Genomic DNA, 13,208 nt, shown 5'->3' on the forward strand with positions numbered 1-13,208 from the left:
GCCGCCCGCCGGACCGCCCGCCGCGCCGCCCGCCGGACCGTCCGCCGGGCCGCCTGCCGGACCGTCCGCTGAGTCGTCTGACGAGCCGCCGGCCAGGCGGCCTGCCGGGCCGTCCGCTGGGGCGTCTGGTGGGGGTGGTGAGGTGATGTTGCTGGCTAAGGCTCACTATCCGGTGACCACTCTCGGCCCTGGAATTCGGGCGGGGATCTGGATGCAGGGTTGTACGCTTCACTGCCCGGGATGCCTGTCCAGGGACACCTGGGAGGCGGACCCCGCCACGGCCGTGCCGGTCGAGGCGGTGCTGGGCTGGCTGGCCTCGCTGCCCGGCCCGGTGGACGGTGTGACGATCTCCGGTGGGGAGCCGTTCCAGCAGCCGGCGGCCCTGGCGGCGCTGGTGTCGGGAATCCGCACGTGGCGGGACGACCCCGCACGTGAGACGATTAGGTTGGACATTCTCGTCTACAGCGGATATGTCTACTCCCGGCTCTCGCGCGACCCTGAGGCCCGCGAGATCCTGGATATGTGTGACGCCGTCATAACGGGGCCGTACGTCGACCGGCTCAATCCCGGGGGGCGACACCCTGAGAGTGGCTCTCTACTCTGGAAGGGGTCGGCCAACCAGCGGATCGTGCCGCTGTCCTCTCTGGGACGCCGGAGGTACGGGGCGGTCGCCGACGGCGATTGGGAAAAGGAACACGCAGGACCCCGAGTTCAGGTGTCCGTGGACGAGGGGCCGGAGGGAAGGCGGGTGTACTACATCGGGATCCCGCGAAGGGGTGACATGGATCACCTCACATCGACGCTCGACCGCGCCGGGGTGCGCGCCGGGGATGTGTCATGGCGACCTTGAACTGTCCTGTCTGTGATGAGCCGTTCCAGCCTGGCGATCTGGTCTGCTTGAGCTGCGGAGCCAACCTGGCCCGCGCCGGCGGAGGCCGCCGCCCGGGTGGGTACGAAAACCAGCCACCGGGACCTCCGATGCCTCAGTCTCCGCCGCCCTACGGGGGGCAGCAGCATCCACCGCAGCAGCAGTACGGGCAGGGTTACCAACAGGAACCCCATCAGCAGGGGGGCTACCAGCAGGAGCCCTACCAGCAGCAGGGACCGCCCCCGCCGTCGTACCAGCAGCAGCCGCCGGACCCGTATCAGCAGGCTCCGCAGCAGCAGGCCCCGTCGATGCCGGACCCGTACCAGCAGCAGGCGCCGCCGCAGCAGCAGGCTCCGCCGCCTCAGGACCCCTGGGGCGCGCCGCAGCATGACCAGCAGCAGCATCAGCAGCCTGCGCAGGACCAGTGGGGGGCGCCGATGCCGCAGGCCCCGCAGCAGCAGGCTCCGCAGCAGCAGGCACCGGACCAGTACCAGCCCGACCAGTACCAGCCGGACCCCTACCAGCAGCAGGGACCGCCGCCGCAGCAGCAGGCTCCGCAACACCACCCCGGCGGCCACACGCCTCCGCCACCGCCGCAGCAGCAGGACTGGGGGGCGCCCCCGCCGGTGCAGGGTGGCTGGGGTGCGCCGCAGGCGCCGGAGCAGCAGCACCAGCACCAGCCGCACATGCCGGGTGACCACGGTTTCCCGCCGCCTCCGCAACAGCACATGCCGCCGCCGCCCGGACGTGAGCAGACCCTGCTCCCGCCCGATCAGATGGGTCAGCCTCCGCGACCGGGGGCCGACAGCACGGCGTTCATGTGCCCCTACTGCGAGGCAGTGCTGACCAACCCGGGCGCCTCGCAGTGCGACTCGTGCCTGCGGCCCCTTCCGGCGCAGGGAACGCCCGTTCTGCGCGTGCACTTCCCGACCGGGGAGCTCAAGGTCTCGGTCGGGCAGCACCTCGTGCTCGGCCGCGACGCGGGCCAGTCGCCGGTGGCGGCGACGTTCACGCAGTACGACAACGTGTCACGGCGCCACTCCACCGTCTGGCTCGATCCTTCCGGGACCGCCTGGGTACGGGACGAGGGTTCCACCAACGGCACGTTCGTCAACGGTGAACGCCTTCCGCGCGGCGTCGAGGCCCCCCTCCGCGACGGCGACCAGCTCCGCCTGGCCGCCGACGTGACAGGTACCGTCCAGCTCAACTAGACACGACCAGGTGAGTCCGAAAGGCGGCCCCCCATCGGGGAGGCCGCCTTTCCACGTCTGCGGCGTCGGCTGGCCTGCTGGCATCGTGGGTGCCGCTCGCCCCTCGGGTGGGTCGCCCCCTTCGGGAGTCTCCGGTGCCGAGGTTCTTTCAGCGTCTTGACCGCTGGCTGCGTTTTGCTGGTTTCGTGTCGGCCGATTCGGTGTCTCTCACCCGGCCGCTATTGGTTCTGTGGTGTGTTGCGATTCTGTGATCTTTTAGGGGCCAACCGCGGGATCGGGGAGGGCGTCTTGTGTTCATGCGCCTCAATCGTGATGCGCATGCACAACTCCTCTGGGGAAGAACTTTATGCGCAGAACTTTCAGCACTCTCGGCGCTGCCGTGCTGGCGGCGTCCCTCGTCGCGCCCGGCACCGCGCACGCGGCCGCCGAGCCGCGGGACAGCAAGATCGTGGACTTCAAGATCTCCACGACCAAGGACGCCTGGCTGACCGTGTCGGGACGGCTGGCGGCGGCCGACGGCAGCCCGGTCGGCGCGGGCAGGGACCTCATCATCGAGACCATGCCCGCCAGCCGTTCCAAGTGGTACCGCATGCCGCTGTCCAAGAAGGCGAAGCCGATCAAGCTCAAGACCCGCGAGGGCGGCGCCTTCTCCGGCAGGTACTACGCGGGTTACGCGCACGGCTGGTACCGGATCAGGTTCGCCGGCGGCCCGCTCCTCAAGCCCGCGGTGAGCGCCGTGGTCCGCGACACCCGGATCAACGCCCTGACCACCAAGTGGAAGGTGACGCCGCGCAAGGTCCGCAAGGGCGGGTACGTCACGTTCAGCGGTGTGCTCACGCATGACCCGGTCGTGAAGTACGTGCCGTTCGCCGGGCAGCGGGTCTACATTTACGGCCGCATCAAGGGCCAGAAGAAGTGGTATTGGTACGCCCGGCCCAAGACCAACTCCAAGGGCTACTTCAAGGCCCGTTTCAGGGTCTCCAAGGACACCTATTTCGAGTGGTACTACGCGGGCAACGCGACGCACTACTACGACTTCCCGCTGAAGTCGACGTTCGTCGACGTCCGCTGACTGAGGCCTGGAAAGCTGACTGAAGCCCGGAAAGGAGAACGGGGGCCGTCCCTTGGTGGGACGGCCCCCGTTCCCTTGGCGCTCGGTCGGCCGGTAACGCTCGGTCCGCCGCGGTCGGTCGCAGCGTTCGGTCCGCCGTAACGCGGGTTTCGAGCACCCGCTCGGTTCGAACCCTCGGGTGCGCCTAAGGGTATGCGGTCAGCCGGACCGCTTGGCACGGGCGCGGGTGCGCTCGCGCTCCTTGGCGTCCAGGACGACCTTGCGGAGCCGGACGGCGCTCGGGGTGACCTCGACGCATTCGTCCTCGCGGCAGAACTCAAGAGCCTCTTCGAGGGAGAGGATCTTCGGCGGGGTGAGCCGTTCGAGTTCGTCACCGGTGGACGAACGCATGTTGGTGAGCTTCTTCTCCTTGGTGATGTTGACGTCCATGTCGTCGGAACGGGAGTTCTCGCCGACGATCATGCCCTCGTACACCTCGGTGGTGGGGCCAACGAAGAACGTGCCGCGCTCCTGCAGGTTGGTGATGGCGTACGCGGTCGCGGGGCCGGTGCGGTCGGCCACGAGCGAGCCGGACGGGCGGGTGCGCAGCTCGCCGAACCAGGGCTCGTACCTCTCGAACACGTGGTGCGCCATGCCGGTGCCGCGGGTCTCGGTCATGAACTCGGTGCGGAAGCCGATCAGGCCGCGCGCCGGGACCAGGAACTCCATCCGGATCCAGCCGGTGCCGTGGTTGGTCATGTGCTCCATGCGGCCCTTGCGGACGGCCATGAGCTGCGTGACCGCGCCCAAATGCTCCTCGGGGATGTCGATGGTGAGCCGCTCGACCGGCTCGTGCTTCTTGCCGTCGATCTCCCTGGTGACCACCTGGGGCTTGCCGACGGTCAGCTCGTAGGACTCGCGGCGCATGTTCTCGACCAGGATGGCAAGGGCGAGCTCGCCGCGGCCCTGGACCTCCCAGGTGTCGGGACGCTCGGTCGGCAGGACCCGGATGGACACGTTGCCGACCAGCTCGCGGTCGAGGCGGTCCTTGACCATGCGGGCGGTGACCTTGGTGCCCTTCTCCCGGCCGGCCATCGGGCTGCTGTTGGTGCCGATGGTCATGGAGATCGCGGGCTCGTCCACCGTGATCAGCGGCAGCGGGCGCGGGTCGTCGGGGTCGGCGATGGTGTCGCCGATCATGATCTCCGGGATGCCGGCGATCGCGATGATGTCGCCGGGGCCGGCCTCGTCGGCGGGCTTGCGCTCCAGCGCGTCCGTCATCAGCAGCTCGGTGATCTTGACCCGCTCGATGCTGCCGTCGTGGCGGCACCAGGCGACCTGCTGGCCCTTCTTGATCGTGCCCGCGTACAGGCGGCAGAGCGCGATCCGGCCCAGGTAGCTGGAGGCGTCCAGGTTGGTGACGTGCGCCTGGAGCGGGGAGTCGGGGTCGAACGAGGGCGCCGGGATGGTGTTCTTGATCACCTCGAACAGCGGCTCGAGGTCCTCGCTGTCGGGCATCTCGCCGTTGGCCGGCTTGTTGAGCGAGGCGCGTCCGGCGCGGCCGGAGGCGAAGACGATCGGGAACTCGATCTGGTCCTCTTCGGCGTCGAGGTCCATGAACAGCTCGTACGTCTCGTCCACGACCTCGTCGATGCGCGCGTCGGGCCGGTCGGTCTTGTTGACGACCAGGATGACCGGCAGCTTGGCCTCCAGGGCCTTGCGCAGCACGAACCGGGTCTGGGGGAGGGGGCCCTCGCTGGCGTCCACCAGCAGGACGACGCCGTCGACCATGGACAGGCCGCGCTCGACCTCGCCGCCGAAGTCCGCGTGCCCCGGGGTGTCGATGATGTTGATCGTCATCCCGTTGTGCCGGACCGCGGTGTTCTTGGCCAGGATGGTGATGCCCTTCTCACGCTCCAGGTCGTTGGAGTCCATGACGCGGTCATCGACGGCCTGGTTTTCGCGGAAGGCGCCGGACTGCCAGAGCATGGCGTCGACCAGGGTGGTCTTGCCGTGGTCGACATGGGCGACGATAGCGACGTTACGCAGGTCATCGCGCGTGGAGAAGGGCATGCGAACTCGCTTGGGTGAAGGAGTGGAGGTCGCCGCAGACGTGCGGCCCACCCGATTCTACTTGCCGCACCAACCAGTACCGGCCGGTCGCCGGACAACCGAGGCATCTTACGCCCTGATTAGGGTCCTTTGCGGCGTTTGCCCGGTGTGATCGTGACGGCCGCCGACGCGTTCTTCACGAGGTGGCTGTACGTCGTTCACCCGTACGGCGCGCCCGCGGTGAGCAGGGCCCGAGTGCCGAAAATGTGGCGAAAGTCTCGCAGCATGTCCCAATCGTCACAGCTGTCTCGTTTGGCGTACTTTGCCATTTCTTTGTACGCTCCTGCGGATCCGGCTGCTCGACGCCCTGTCGAGGGCGGCGGCCGGACCGCCGAGTCCCCCATGCGGGGAGCCGGGGACCCAAATCCCCCCGGGGCGAATCTGCGTTCACGCGACGCGGTAGGGCGACTCCTGGCCCGAGCCCGTCAGCTAACCCGGTAGGCGGACGAGGAGAGGAGAACACCGGCTTGGCACCGGACCCCCGGCGGCGCCGTTTCGTCATGCCCATCGCCGCCACGGCCTCCGCGGCCGCGGTGATCGCGATCGGCGCCATCGCCCCCGCACAGGCCGCGCCGTCCATCCCTGGACGGATCGCCGCCGTCGCTCCCACCCCCGGTACGACCGGGAAGCCCACCGAACGCGAGCTGCGCAAGAAGCTCGACGCCCTCAACACCGAGGCCGAGAAGCTCACCGAGCTGTACAACAAAGCCCGGGTCGAGCTCGGCAAGGCCAAGAACGCCGTCCGCGAGGCCACCCGGCAGGCCGCCGCCCTGACGGCCCAGGCTGCCCCCGCCCGCGAACAGCTCAGCGGCTTCGCCGCCAGCAACTACATGACCGGCGGCCCCGACATGATGTTCGCCTCCGGCAACAGCACCGAGGGGCTGGCGAGCTCGGCGTACCTGGCCCAGAACCGTGCCTCTGTCGTGAACGCGCTGCAGGCACGGATCGACCAGGCCACCAAGGCCCAGCAGGACGCCCAGGCCACGAACGCGGCCGCCCAGCAGGCCGCCACCCAGGCCGAGAAGGCCAGGTCGGCGGCCAAGGCCAAGGTGGACGAGGTCACCAAGCAGCTCGACAAGCTGACGACCACCAGGGTCAAGGACCCCAAGTCCGGGTTCACCGCCGTCATCAAGGGCTCCGACCTGCCCGCCAAGATGACCCGCAAGGCCCTCACCAAGATCGGCAGCCCGTACGTGTGGGCGGCGGCGGGCCCGAACAGCTTCGACTGCTCCGGCCTGGTCGTCTGGGCGTACGCGAAGGTCGGCAAGCCCGGCCTCCCGCACTACACCGGCGACCTTTACCAGCTCGGCAGCAAGGTCGACAAGGGCGACCTCCGCGCCGGCGACCTGGTCTACTTCGGCGGCAGCCTCCACCACATGGGCATCTACGTGGGCGGCGGCCGCTACCTCCACGCCCCCCAGACCGGCGACGTGGTCAAGATCTCTAAGGTCTCCGACCGCTCCGACTACGCCGGAGCCAACCGCATCTCCTAACCGGGCAGCGCCGATTTCAGACGAGTGTCTTAACGCTTGAGCGGCCGCGGGGTCAGCACTCCGCGGCCGCTCGTCACGTTAGGTCAGCAGGTCGGATGAAGCCGACCCGTGGTGCCGGGCAGCTTGTGGCGCCAGCTCGGCACGCTGTGCCGGGTCAGATCGTTGTGCCGGGTCAGCGCAGGTAGGAAGCGATGGCCTCGACTACCGGGAGGTCGCCGGGCAGCCATTCGACCTCGTGGAGCTCGTCCCGGCTCAGCCAGCGCAGCGCCAGATGCTCCAGCGCCTGCGGCTCGCCTTCGACGAGGTCGGCCGTCCAGACCCGCAGTACGCTCTCTGCGCCCAGCGGCCAGTCACCGCCGATGCGTTCAGTGAGTGCGACCTTGACGTCCAGCTCCTCGTGGCACTCCCGGACCAGCGCGTCCTCGTCGGATTCACCGGGATCGACCTTGCCGCCGGGGAACTCCCAACCACCCGCCAGCTCGGCGGGTTCAGCCCGCTGGGCGGCGAGCAGGCGGCCGTCCCGGATGATCGCGGCTCCTACGACAACATTGATGGTCATCACCTCTCCGGCCAATCATCCCTCTCTTCCTCGGGCGGGATGGGGTGGAGGGGGTGAAGTGTGAGCCAACTCAGGCCCCGGCCGCCGCGACGGTCCGGGTGGCGCGCTCGACGATCTCCTCCAGATGCCCGCCGTGCGCACCGCGCCAGTACACCTGGCCGCAGTCGGCGCAGCGCCCGTACACGTCATAGCTGCGGAGCGTGCCCGCCTGGACCTGGGCTTCGATCTCCTCCTTGCCGACGGTGACGAGCACGCCGTTGCAGGCGGTGCAGCGCGTCCAGGGCCGCAGCGCGGGCGCGAACCGGTCGAGCACATCGCCGAGCTGGTCGTCCGGCCGCGACCCGCGCACGTACGCGCCGAGCCACAACGCCCGGCGCCGCAACAGGCCGCGGTCCTGGGTCAGCAGGACGCGCCGCTCCTCGTTCGCCTGGACGACCAGCGCCGGGTCGTCCATGTCGTTGTGGTACGCGGTGTCCAGCCCGAGCAGCCGCAGGCGACGGGCCAGCGTGCCGAGGTGCACGTCGAGCAGGAAACGCGGTGCGTCCTGTCCCGGCTCCAGCGGTACCGGCTGCGGCCTGGGCATGGGCGCCACCTGCACCACGTCGCCCGCGGCGGGCCGGCGTGACGGCTCGGCCGGGGCGCCGTCGATCGTGATGGGCCCGGCTTCGGGCAGCGGAACGCCGAGGGCCTCGACGAGGTGACCGATCGTCGACGTTCCGTCGTAGGCGATCCGCTGCCGTGCGCGCCGCCGCGCCGCGGGAAGGAACGGCTGCAGCTCTTCGGGGATCTCAAAATGTACGGCGGGTTGATTGTCGTCCAGGTCGTCCACGTCGCCAGCATGCCACGCGGCGGCCTCCCGTCACCTCCGAGTTATTGGGCCACCCGGGCGGCGGACTCGGCGATGGCGGCCAGCACGGCGGGAAGGTCGTGATGGAGGAGGCGTCCGGCGCGCTTGACGATCCGGCCGCCGACCAGCACCGTGTCGACGCTGCTCGTGTCGGCGGAGAGGACCACGGCCGCGATCGGGTCGTGTGCCGAGGCCATCCCGAGGGTGTCGGCGCGGAGCATGATGAGGTCGGCCTGCTTGCCCGGGCGCAGTGAGCCGGTGATGTCGGCCAGGCCCAGGGTCTCGGCGCCTTCGATGGTCGCCATGCGCAGCACGTCACGGGTGGTGAAGCCCATGCCCGCCTCGTCCGGCCGGACACGTTCGAACATGTACGCGGCGCGCATCACGCTGAACATGTCGCCGGGCCCGGTCGTCACCGTGTCCACGCTCAGCGACGTGGGGATTCCCGCGGCGCGGGCGCGACCGGTGGGCGGGTAGCCGATGTTCAGCATGGTCTCGCTGGTCGGGGTGACCGAGACGCTGCCGCCGTTCGCCGCGATCCGTTTGAACGCGTCGTCGGTGTAGAAGTTGGCGTGGACGTAGGTGGCCGGGTGGCTGAGGAGCCCCTCGCGTTCGAGTATGGCCAGGCCCTGCTCGGCGCTCTCGCTGCCGTGGCCGCCCATGTGCGCGGTGACCGGTAGATCGAGTTCGCGGGCGAGCCGCCACTCCGCGGTGCCTCGTTCGGCGCTGATCTCCGGGCCGAACGCGGCGATCGCCATGGAACGCGGGTCGTCGGCGAAGTGCTCGCGGTGGACGCGGCGGGCCTCAGCGGCCATCGCGTCGAGGCTGTCTCTCCCTCCGTACGCGTAGCCGAAGACAGAGCGGATGCCGGAGGCCTTGAGCGCCTCGACGTTGGCGTCGGTGTGCGCGGGCGTGAGCTGAATGTGCGACCAGTCGAGCAGCGTCGTGATCCCGGTGTCCAGGCATTCGAGCGCCCCGCTGAGCACGCCCGCGTGGACGTCGCGCGGATCGAAGCGCGGCGCGATGCCGTAGAGGATCTGCTCCAGATACACCGGGAGGGTGCTGTCCGGGAGGATCGCGCGGAGCCCGGCCTGCCAGGTGTGACGGTGGGTGTCGACGAACCCCGGCAGCACGAACGTGCCGCTCGCGTCGATCACCTCGGTCCCGGGTCCACCGGGCAGGTCCGGGCCCACGGCGGCGATCAGCCCGTCCTGGACGAGCACATCGGAGACGCCGAGCACGGTGGGAGAGGGGTCGGTGTCGATGACGACGCCGCCCTTGAGAAGGATGGATGCCATGCTGAAAACCTTAAGAAGAAGCTTTTCAAAAAGCAACCTATCTACCGAGTATCCTCTCTGACGTGCACGAAGCCGAGAACAATGACGTCGTCGACGCGCTGGTGCCCAAGTGGGAAGAGGACGGGTTGTCGTCCGCGGCGATCGCCAACCTCGAACTCACCAAACGGGCGGCATGGCTCAGCACCCTGCTCGAACAGGCGATGCGCGCCGAACTGGCCGAGCTTCACCTGACGTACGCCGAGTTCGAGGTGCTTGGCGCGCTGCGCCGGGCCGGTGGCCCGTACCGTCTCAAGCCCACCGAACTGTCCCGCGCGCTCCTCCTGACGTCGGGCGGTACGAGCAACGTGCTGCAGCGGCTCACCAAAGAGGGCTACGTCGAACGTGAGGCGGACCCCGACGACGCCCGCAGCCGATGGGTGAGGCTGACTCCCGAGGGCCTGCGCGCGGCCGAGGCGGGCCTTGAGGTCACCGGCCGGGCTCACCGGGAGGTGATGGCGGGCGTCCCCGAGGAGACGATGCGGCGAGCCGCCGACGCCCTCCGTGAGGTGCTCCTGATCGTCGGCCGCCGCCGGGTCCGCTGACCCGTGCCGAGCGTGCCGAAATCCAGGCAGCAAGATCATCAATATCTGATGAATTGCCCCGGTCTGTCTTGACCTGAGGGCGGTCCGGCGACGCAGGATCGACACATGGTCACCCCCCGCCCACGCAAGCCTGTCCGCTCAATGCTCCTCGTCCCACTGCTCGCCGCCGGGCTGTCCGGCACGGCGGCGGGAACGGCGTCAGCCTCCGGGCTGTCGCCCACCGGGCTCCCGGCCACCGCCGTGGCGACGGCCTCCGCCGCCGCGATCCCGCCGATCTGCGAATCGAGGCTCCCCAAGGAGGCCGGCGACACCATCCGCCTGATCGACAGGGGCGGCCCGTTCCCCTACCCGAAGGACGGCACGGTCTTCCAGAACCGCGAAGGTCTCCTGCCCCAGAAGCCGCGCGGCTTCTACCGCGAGTACACCGTGAAGACCCCCGGCTTGGAGACGCGCGGCGCCCGCCGGATCGTCACGTCCGGCAGCGAGGGCCGCAACGGCATGTACTACACGGCCAACCACTATCGAAGCTTCTCCGACATCGATTTCACCTGTTGAGGCCTACGCCGTACCGATCAAGCAGCCTGCGCCGTACCGGCTAGGAATCCAACGCCGTACCGGCTAGGGAACCGACGCCGTACCGATCTCGTCCAAGCCGCGTGTCGATGCGGACGCGGCGGACCATCATCGCCGGGGCCCTCGCCGTCTTCATGGCGGCGGGGGTCCTCGCGCTCGGCCACCTACGGCTGTGGTGGGCACCCGACCCACCCCGCGATCCCGAGTCGCTCGTCCTGCGCGTGCAGTACGTGGGAGGCATGGGGCCCTTAGACGCACGCCCCGTTCCGGAGCTGTCCCTGTACGGAGACGGCCGGCTCATCATCACGTCAATGGACCTGGACCGGATACCGGCGCGTGAGCTGGTCAAGGACATGCGCCTCACCGGCCAGGCCTACCGCGAGATCTATCGCGACGCCCGGCTGGCCGGTCTCGCCGAGACCCGTGCCATCGAGAGCGACGGACAGGTCCTCGACGGCGGCGTGACGAAGATCACGCTCTTGGCCCACGGCCGGCACCATGTCACGACTGTCCCAACCGGAGCCTCGGGCCTGCGGGTCTGGTTGATCAACCAGCTCCTGGAACGCCTGGCCGTCGGCAAGACCAGAGGCGAGCCATCCCGCAGCGACCTGGCAGGCCCTACCCGCCCGTACAAGCCCAGCCGCGTCGCCCTCCTGCCACGCGAGGTGTCCACAAAGGGCACGCACTCCAATGTGCAAATTCGCCCCTGGCCGCTGCAGCCCCTGTCGTCCGGCGCCTGCACCCTTCACGCCGGCCCCGCAGCCGCGACCGTCACCCGGCTCTTCGAGTCCGCCTCGCCCAACACCCTCTGGGTCAGCCAAGGGCGCCAGTACCGCGTCACGACACGTCCTCTGCTCCCGGACGAGACCAGCTGCGAGGCCCTCCCACGCTGACCGCCTCGACCTCTGCTGATCCCAGAGGTCGCGCAGACGGAGTCGGCGGGCTACTTGCAGAGGTTCTGGCCGGGCTTCACACCGCCCCGGATCTTGTTGAGGGCGGCGGGGTCGGGCGCCAGGCGTACTCCCTGCTCGCCGATGATGAGCCGCACGCCACCCGCCGGTGCCTTGCCGTCGGCGGTCAGCTCCGCGTTGGGAACCACGCGGGCCAGTGCCGTGGCCTGCCCTTCGGCGGCGGGCGCGTAGGCGATGTGGCTGGTGGCGCTCTTGGAGCCCTTCTCGACCTTCTTGGCGACGTCGAACCCGCGCCTGTCGAGCTGCTTGACGATGCGGTCGATGAGCTCCCGCTTGCCGCCCGCGTCGACGACCGTCACCTTGACCTTCTCCGGAGCGACGGCCTGCTCGGGCTTGGAGGCCTTCGGCGGCGGCGCGGCGGGCAGGTCGTTGTCGTGCCGGATCGCCTCGAACATGGGCTTGGCGAGGTCCATGTCCCACTGAACGCGGTTGGGGTCCGGGGCGTAGTCCTTCACCGGAACGGTGACGAACCGTACCTGCCCGGCGCTCATGCCCTTCAGGCCCTCCGCGAGCTTCTTCATCGTGGAGAGGTCGAGCTCGTCGTCGGTGGTCACCGACTTGGTCACGGCCTTGAGGAACTTGTAGGTCTTGGCGGGGTCGGTGAGCACTTCGCTGCTGGTGGCCTTGTCGACGACCGACGCCATGAACTTCTGCTGGCGTTCGATGCGGCCCAGGTCACCGCCGTCGCCGAGCGAGTAGCGGGCGCGGACGTAGCCGAGGGCCTGCTCGCCCTTGACGGTCTGCTTCCCGGCCTTGAGGGAGAGCTCCGCGCGCGGGTCGTTCACCGGCTTGTCGACGCAGATCTCCACGCCGTCCAGCGCGTCCACCATGCGCTTGAAGCCGGAGAAGTCCACCTGGACGAAGTGGTCGATGTGGATGCCGGTCAGCGATTCGAGGGTCTTCCAGGTGCACGTCGGGCCCGCGAAGGCGAACGCGGCGTTCAGCATCCCGAACTGGGCCGGAACCGTGCCGCCCTTCTCCTTCTTGCAGTCGGGGATCTTCACCATCGAGTCGCGGGGGAAGCTGATGCCCACGGCCTGGTCCCGGTTCGGTGAGAGGTGGAGCAGGATGGCGGTGTCCGAGCGGGCGCCGAGCATCCCCTCCCCGTAGCGGGAGTTGTCGCCCTCCCGCGTGTCCGAGCCGAGCAGCAGGATGTTGAGGGACTTGTTGAGCTTCTGGGGGCGGTTCGTGCCGAGCTGGTCCTTGACGTTCTTCTGGTTGATGTCGCCCCGGAGGTCGTAGTAGAGCCCCGCCGCGCCCGCTCCGGCGGCCAGGACCACGACGGCGGCCCCGATCGCCGTACCGCGCAGGATCTTCTGCTTGCGGGTCCACCGCTTACGGCCGGGCTGCTCGGGAGTGGTCTCCACTGGTGTGCTGTGGGCGGCGGTGTCCCCCGGGAGGTCTTCGCTGCGGGAGTCTTTGTCGCTCATCCGGTTCCATCTCGGGCAGGCCCCACGGGGGCACGTGTGTGGTGGCAGGCGGGGTTTGCCAGTTTATGCAGCGCTTTGCTGCGGCATGGTGGCGTGGCGGGGCCTCTGATGTTGGATGCGCGAACCACCCGATGTGTTGACATGTCCGACGAAAAAGTTGGACCGATCCGCAGCTTTGCAACTGCGAAGTGATGCCGATCACTGGGAGCCGCGA

General features: G+C 69.2%; 12 protein-coding genes and 1 riboswitch. Of the genes, 7 read left to right on the plus strand and 5 right to left on the minus strand.

Annotated elements, in window-relative coordinates; genetic code table 11:
• The 3 genes from F8566_RS41660 to F8566_RS41670 form a co-directional block, all read left to right on the plus strand.
• On the plus strand, positions 1-850 hold an 850-nt coding region (locus tag F8566_RS41660; RefSeq protein WP_225994005.1), incomplete at its 5' end, for a 4Fe-4S single cluster domain-containing protein.
• A 128-nt stretch (positions 851-978) separates the two neighbouring features.
• On the plus strand, positions 979-2,079 hold the full coding sequence (locus F8566_RS52480) for an FHA domain-containing protein (protein WP_151568507.1): 1,101 nt from the start codon (positions 979-981) through the stop codon (positions 2,077-2,079).
• Positions 2,080-2,425: 346 nt separating this feature from the next.
• Positions 2,426-3,151, plus strand: coding sequence for a hypothetical protein (locus tag F8566_RS41670; RefSeq protein ID WP_151568509.1), 726 nt, complete (start codon positions 2,426-2,428; stop codon positions 3,149-3,151).
• A 198-nt stretch (positions 3,152-3,349) separates the two neighbouring features.
• On the opposite strand, the gene typA is transcribed toward F8566_RS41670, so the two are convergent.
• On the minus strand, positions 3,350-5,203 hold the full coding sequence (gene typA, locus F8566_RS41675) for a translational GTPase TypA (RefSeq protein ID WP_151568511.1): 1,854 nt from the start codon (positions 5,201-5,203) through the stop codon (positions 3,350-3,352).
• A gap of 358 nt (positions 5,204-5,561) precedes the next feature.
• Positions 5,562-5,702: riboswitch (cyclic di-AMP (ydaO/yuaA leader) on the plus strand.
• Between the two features lie 7 nt (positions 5,703-5,709).
• Between typA and F8566_RS41680 the strand changes: the two genes are divergently transcribed.
• A complete protein-coding gene (locus F8566_RS41680; protein ID WP_225994006.1) occupies positions 5,710-6,735 on the plus strand; it encodes a C40 family peptidase in 1,026 nt (341 codons plus the stop codon).
• A 172-nt stretch (positions 6,736-6,907) separates the two neighbouring features.
• On the opposite strand, the gene F8566_RS41685 is transcribed toward F8566_RS41680, so the two are convergent.
• The 3 genes from F8566_RS41685 to F8566_RS41695 all read right to left on the minus strand — a co-directional run bounded on the left by F8566_RS41685 (position 6,908) and on the right by F8566_RS41695 (position 9,439).
• Positions 6,908-7,294 (minus strand): (deoxy)nucleoside triphosphate pyrophosphohydrolase, encoded by a 387-nt coding sequence (locus F8566_RS41685; protein WP_151568513.1) that lies wholly within the window; start codon positions 7,292-7,294, stop codon positions 6,908-6,910.
• A gap of 70 nt (positions 7,295-7,364) precedes the next feature.
• Complete coding sequence (locus F8566_RS41690) at positions 7,365-8,123, minus strand: Mut7-C ubiquitin/RNAse domain-containing protein (RefSeq protein ID WP_225994007.1); 759 nt, start codon at positions 8,121-8,123, stop codon at positions 7,365-7,367.
• 41 nt (positions 8,124-8,164) lie between these two features.
• Positions 8,165-9,439, minus strand: a complete 1,275-nt coding sequence (locus tag F8566_RS41695) for an amidohydrolase family protein (protein WP_151568515.1) — start codon at positions 9,437-9,439, stop codon at positions 8,165-8,167.
• Positions 9,440-9,501: 62 nt separating this feature from the next.
• Between F8566_RS41695 and F8566_RS41700 the strand changes: the two genes are divergently transcribed.
• The 3 genes from F8566_RS41700 (at position 9,502) to F8566_RS41710 (ending at position 11,486) form a co-directional block, all read left to right on the plus strand.
• Positions 9,502-10,020 (plus strand): MarR family winged helix-turn-helix transcriptional regulator, encoded by a 519-nt coding sequence (locus F8566_RS41700; RefSeq protein WP_225994008.1) that lies wholly within the window; start codon positions 9,502-9,504, stop codon positions 10,018-10,020.
• Between the two features lie 105 nt (positions 10,021-10,125).
• Complete coding sequence (locus tag F8566_RS41705; RefSeq protein ID WP_225994009.1) at positions 10,126-10,575, plus strand: ribonuclease domain-containing protein; 450 nt, start codon at positions 10,126-10,128, stop codon at positions 10,573-10,575.
• 107 nt (positions 10,576-10,682) lie between these two features.
• A complete protein-coding gene (locus F8566_RS41710; RefSeq protein WP_151568517.1) occupies positions 10,683-11,486 on the plus strand; it encodes a hypothetical protein in 804 nt (267 codons plus the stop codon).
• 50 nt (positions 11,487-11,536) lie between these two features.
• Here the strand turns inward: F8566_RS41710 and F8566_RS41715 are convergent, their stop codons facing one another.
• Positions 11,537-12,994: an LCP family protein gene (locus F8566_RS41715; RefSeq protein ID WP_151568519.1), complete on the minus strand. Its 1,458-nt coding sequence runs from the start codon at positions 12,992-12,994 to the stop codon at positions 11,537-11,539.
• Positions 12,995-13,208 lie beyond the last annotated feature (214 nt).

This window comes from Actinomadura rudentiformis (assembly GCF_008923185.1).
Classification (GTDB): domain Bacteria; phylum Actinomycetota; class Actinomycetes; order Streptosporangiales; family Streptosporangiaceae; genus Spirillospora; species Spirillospora rudentiformis.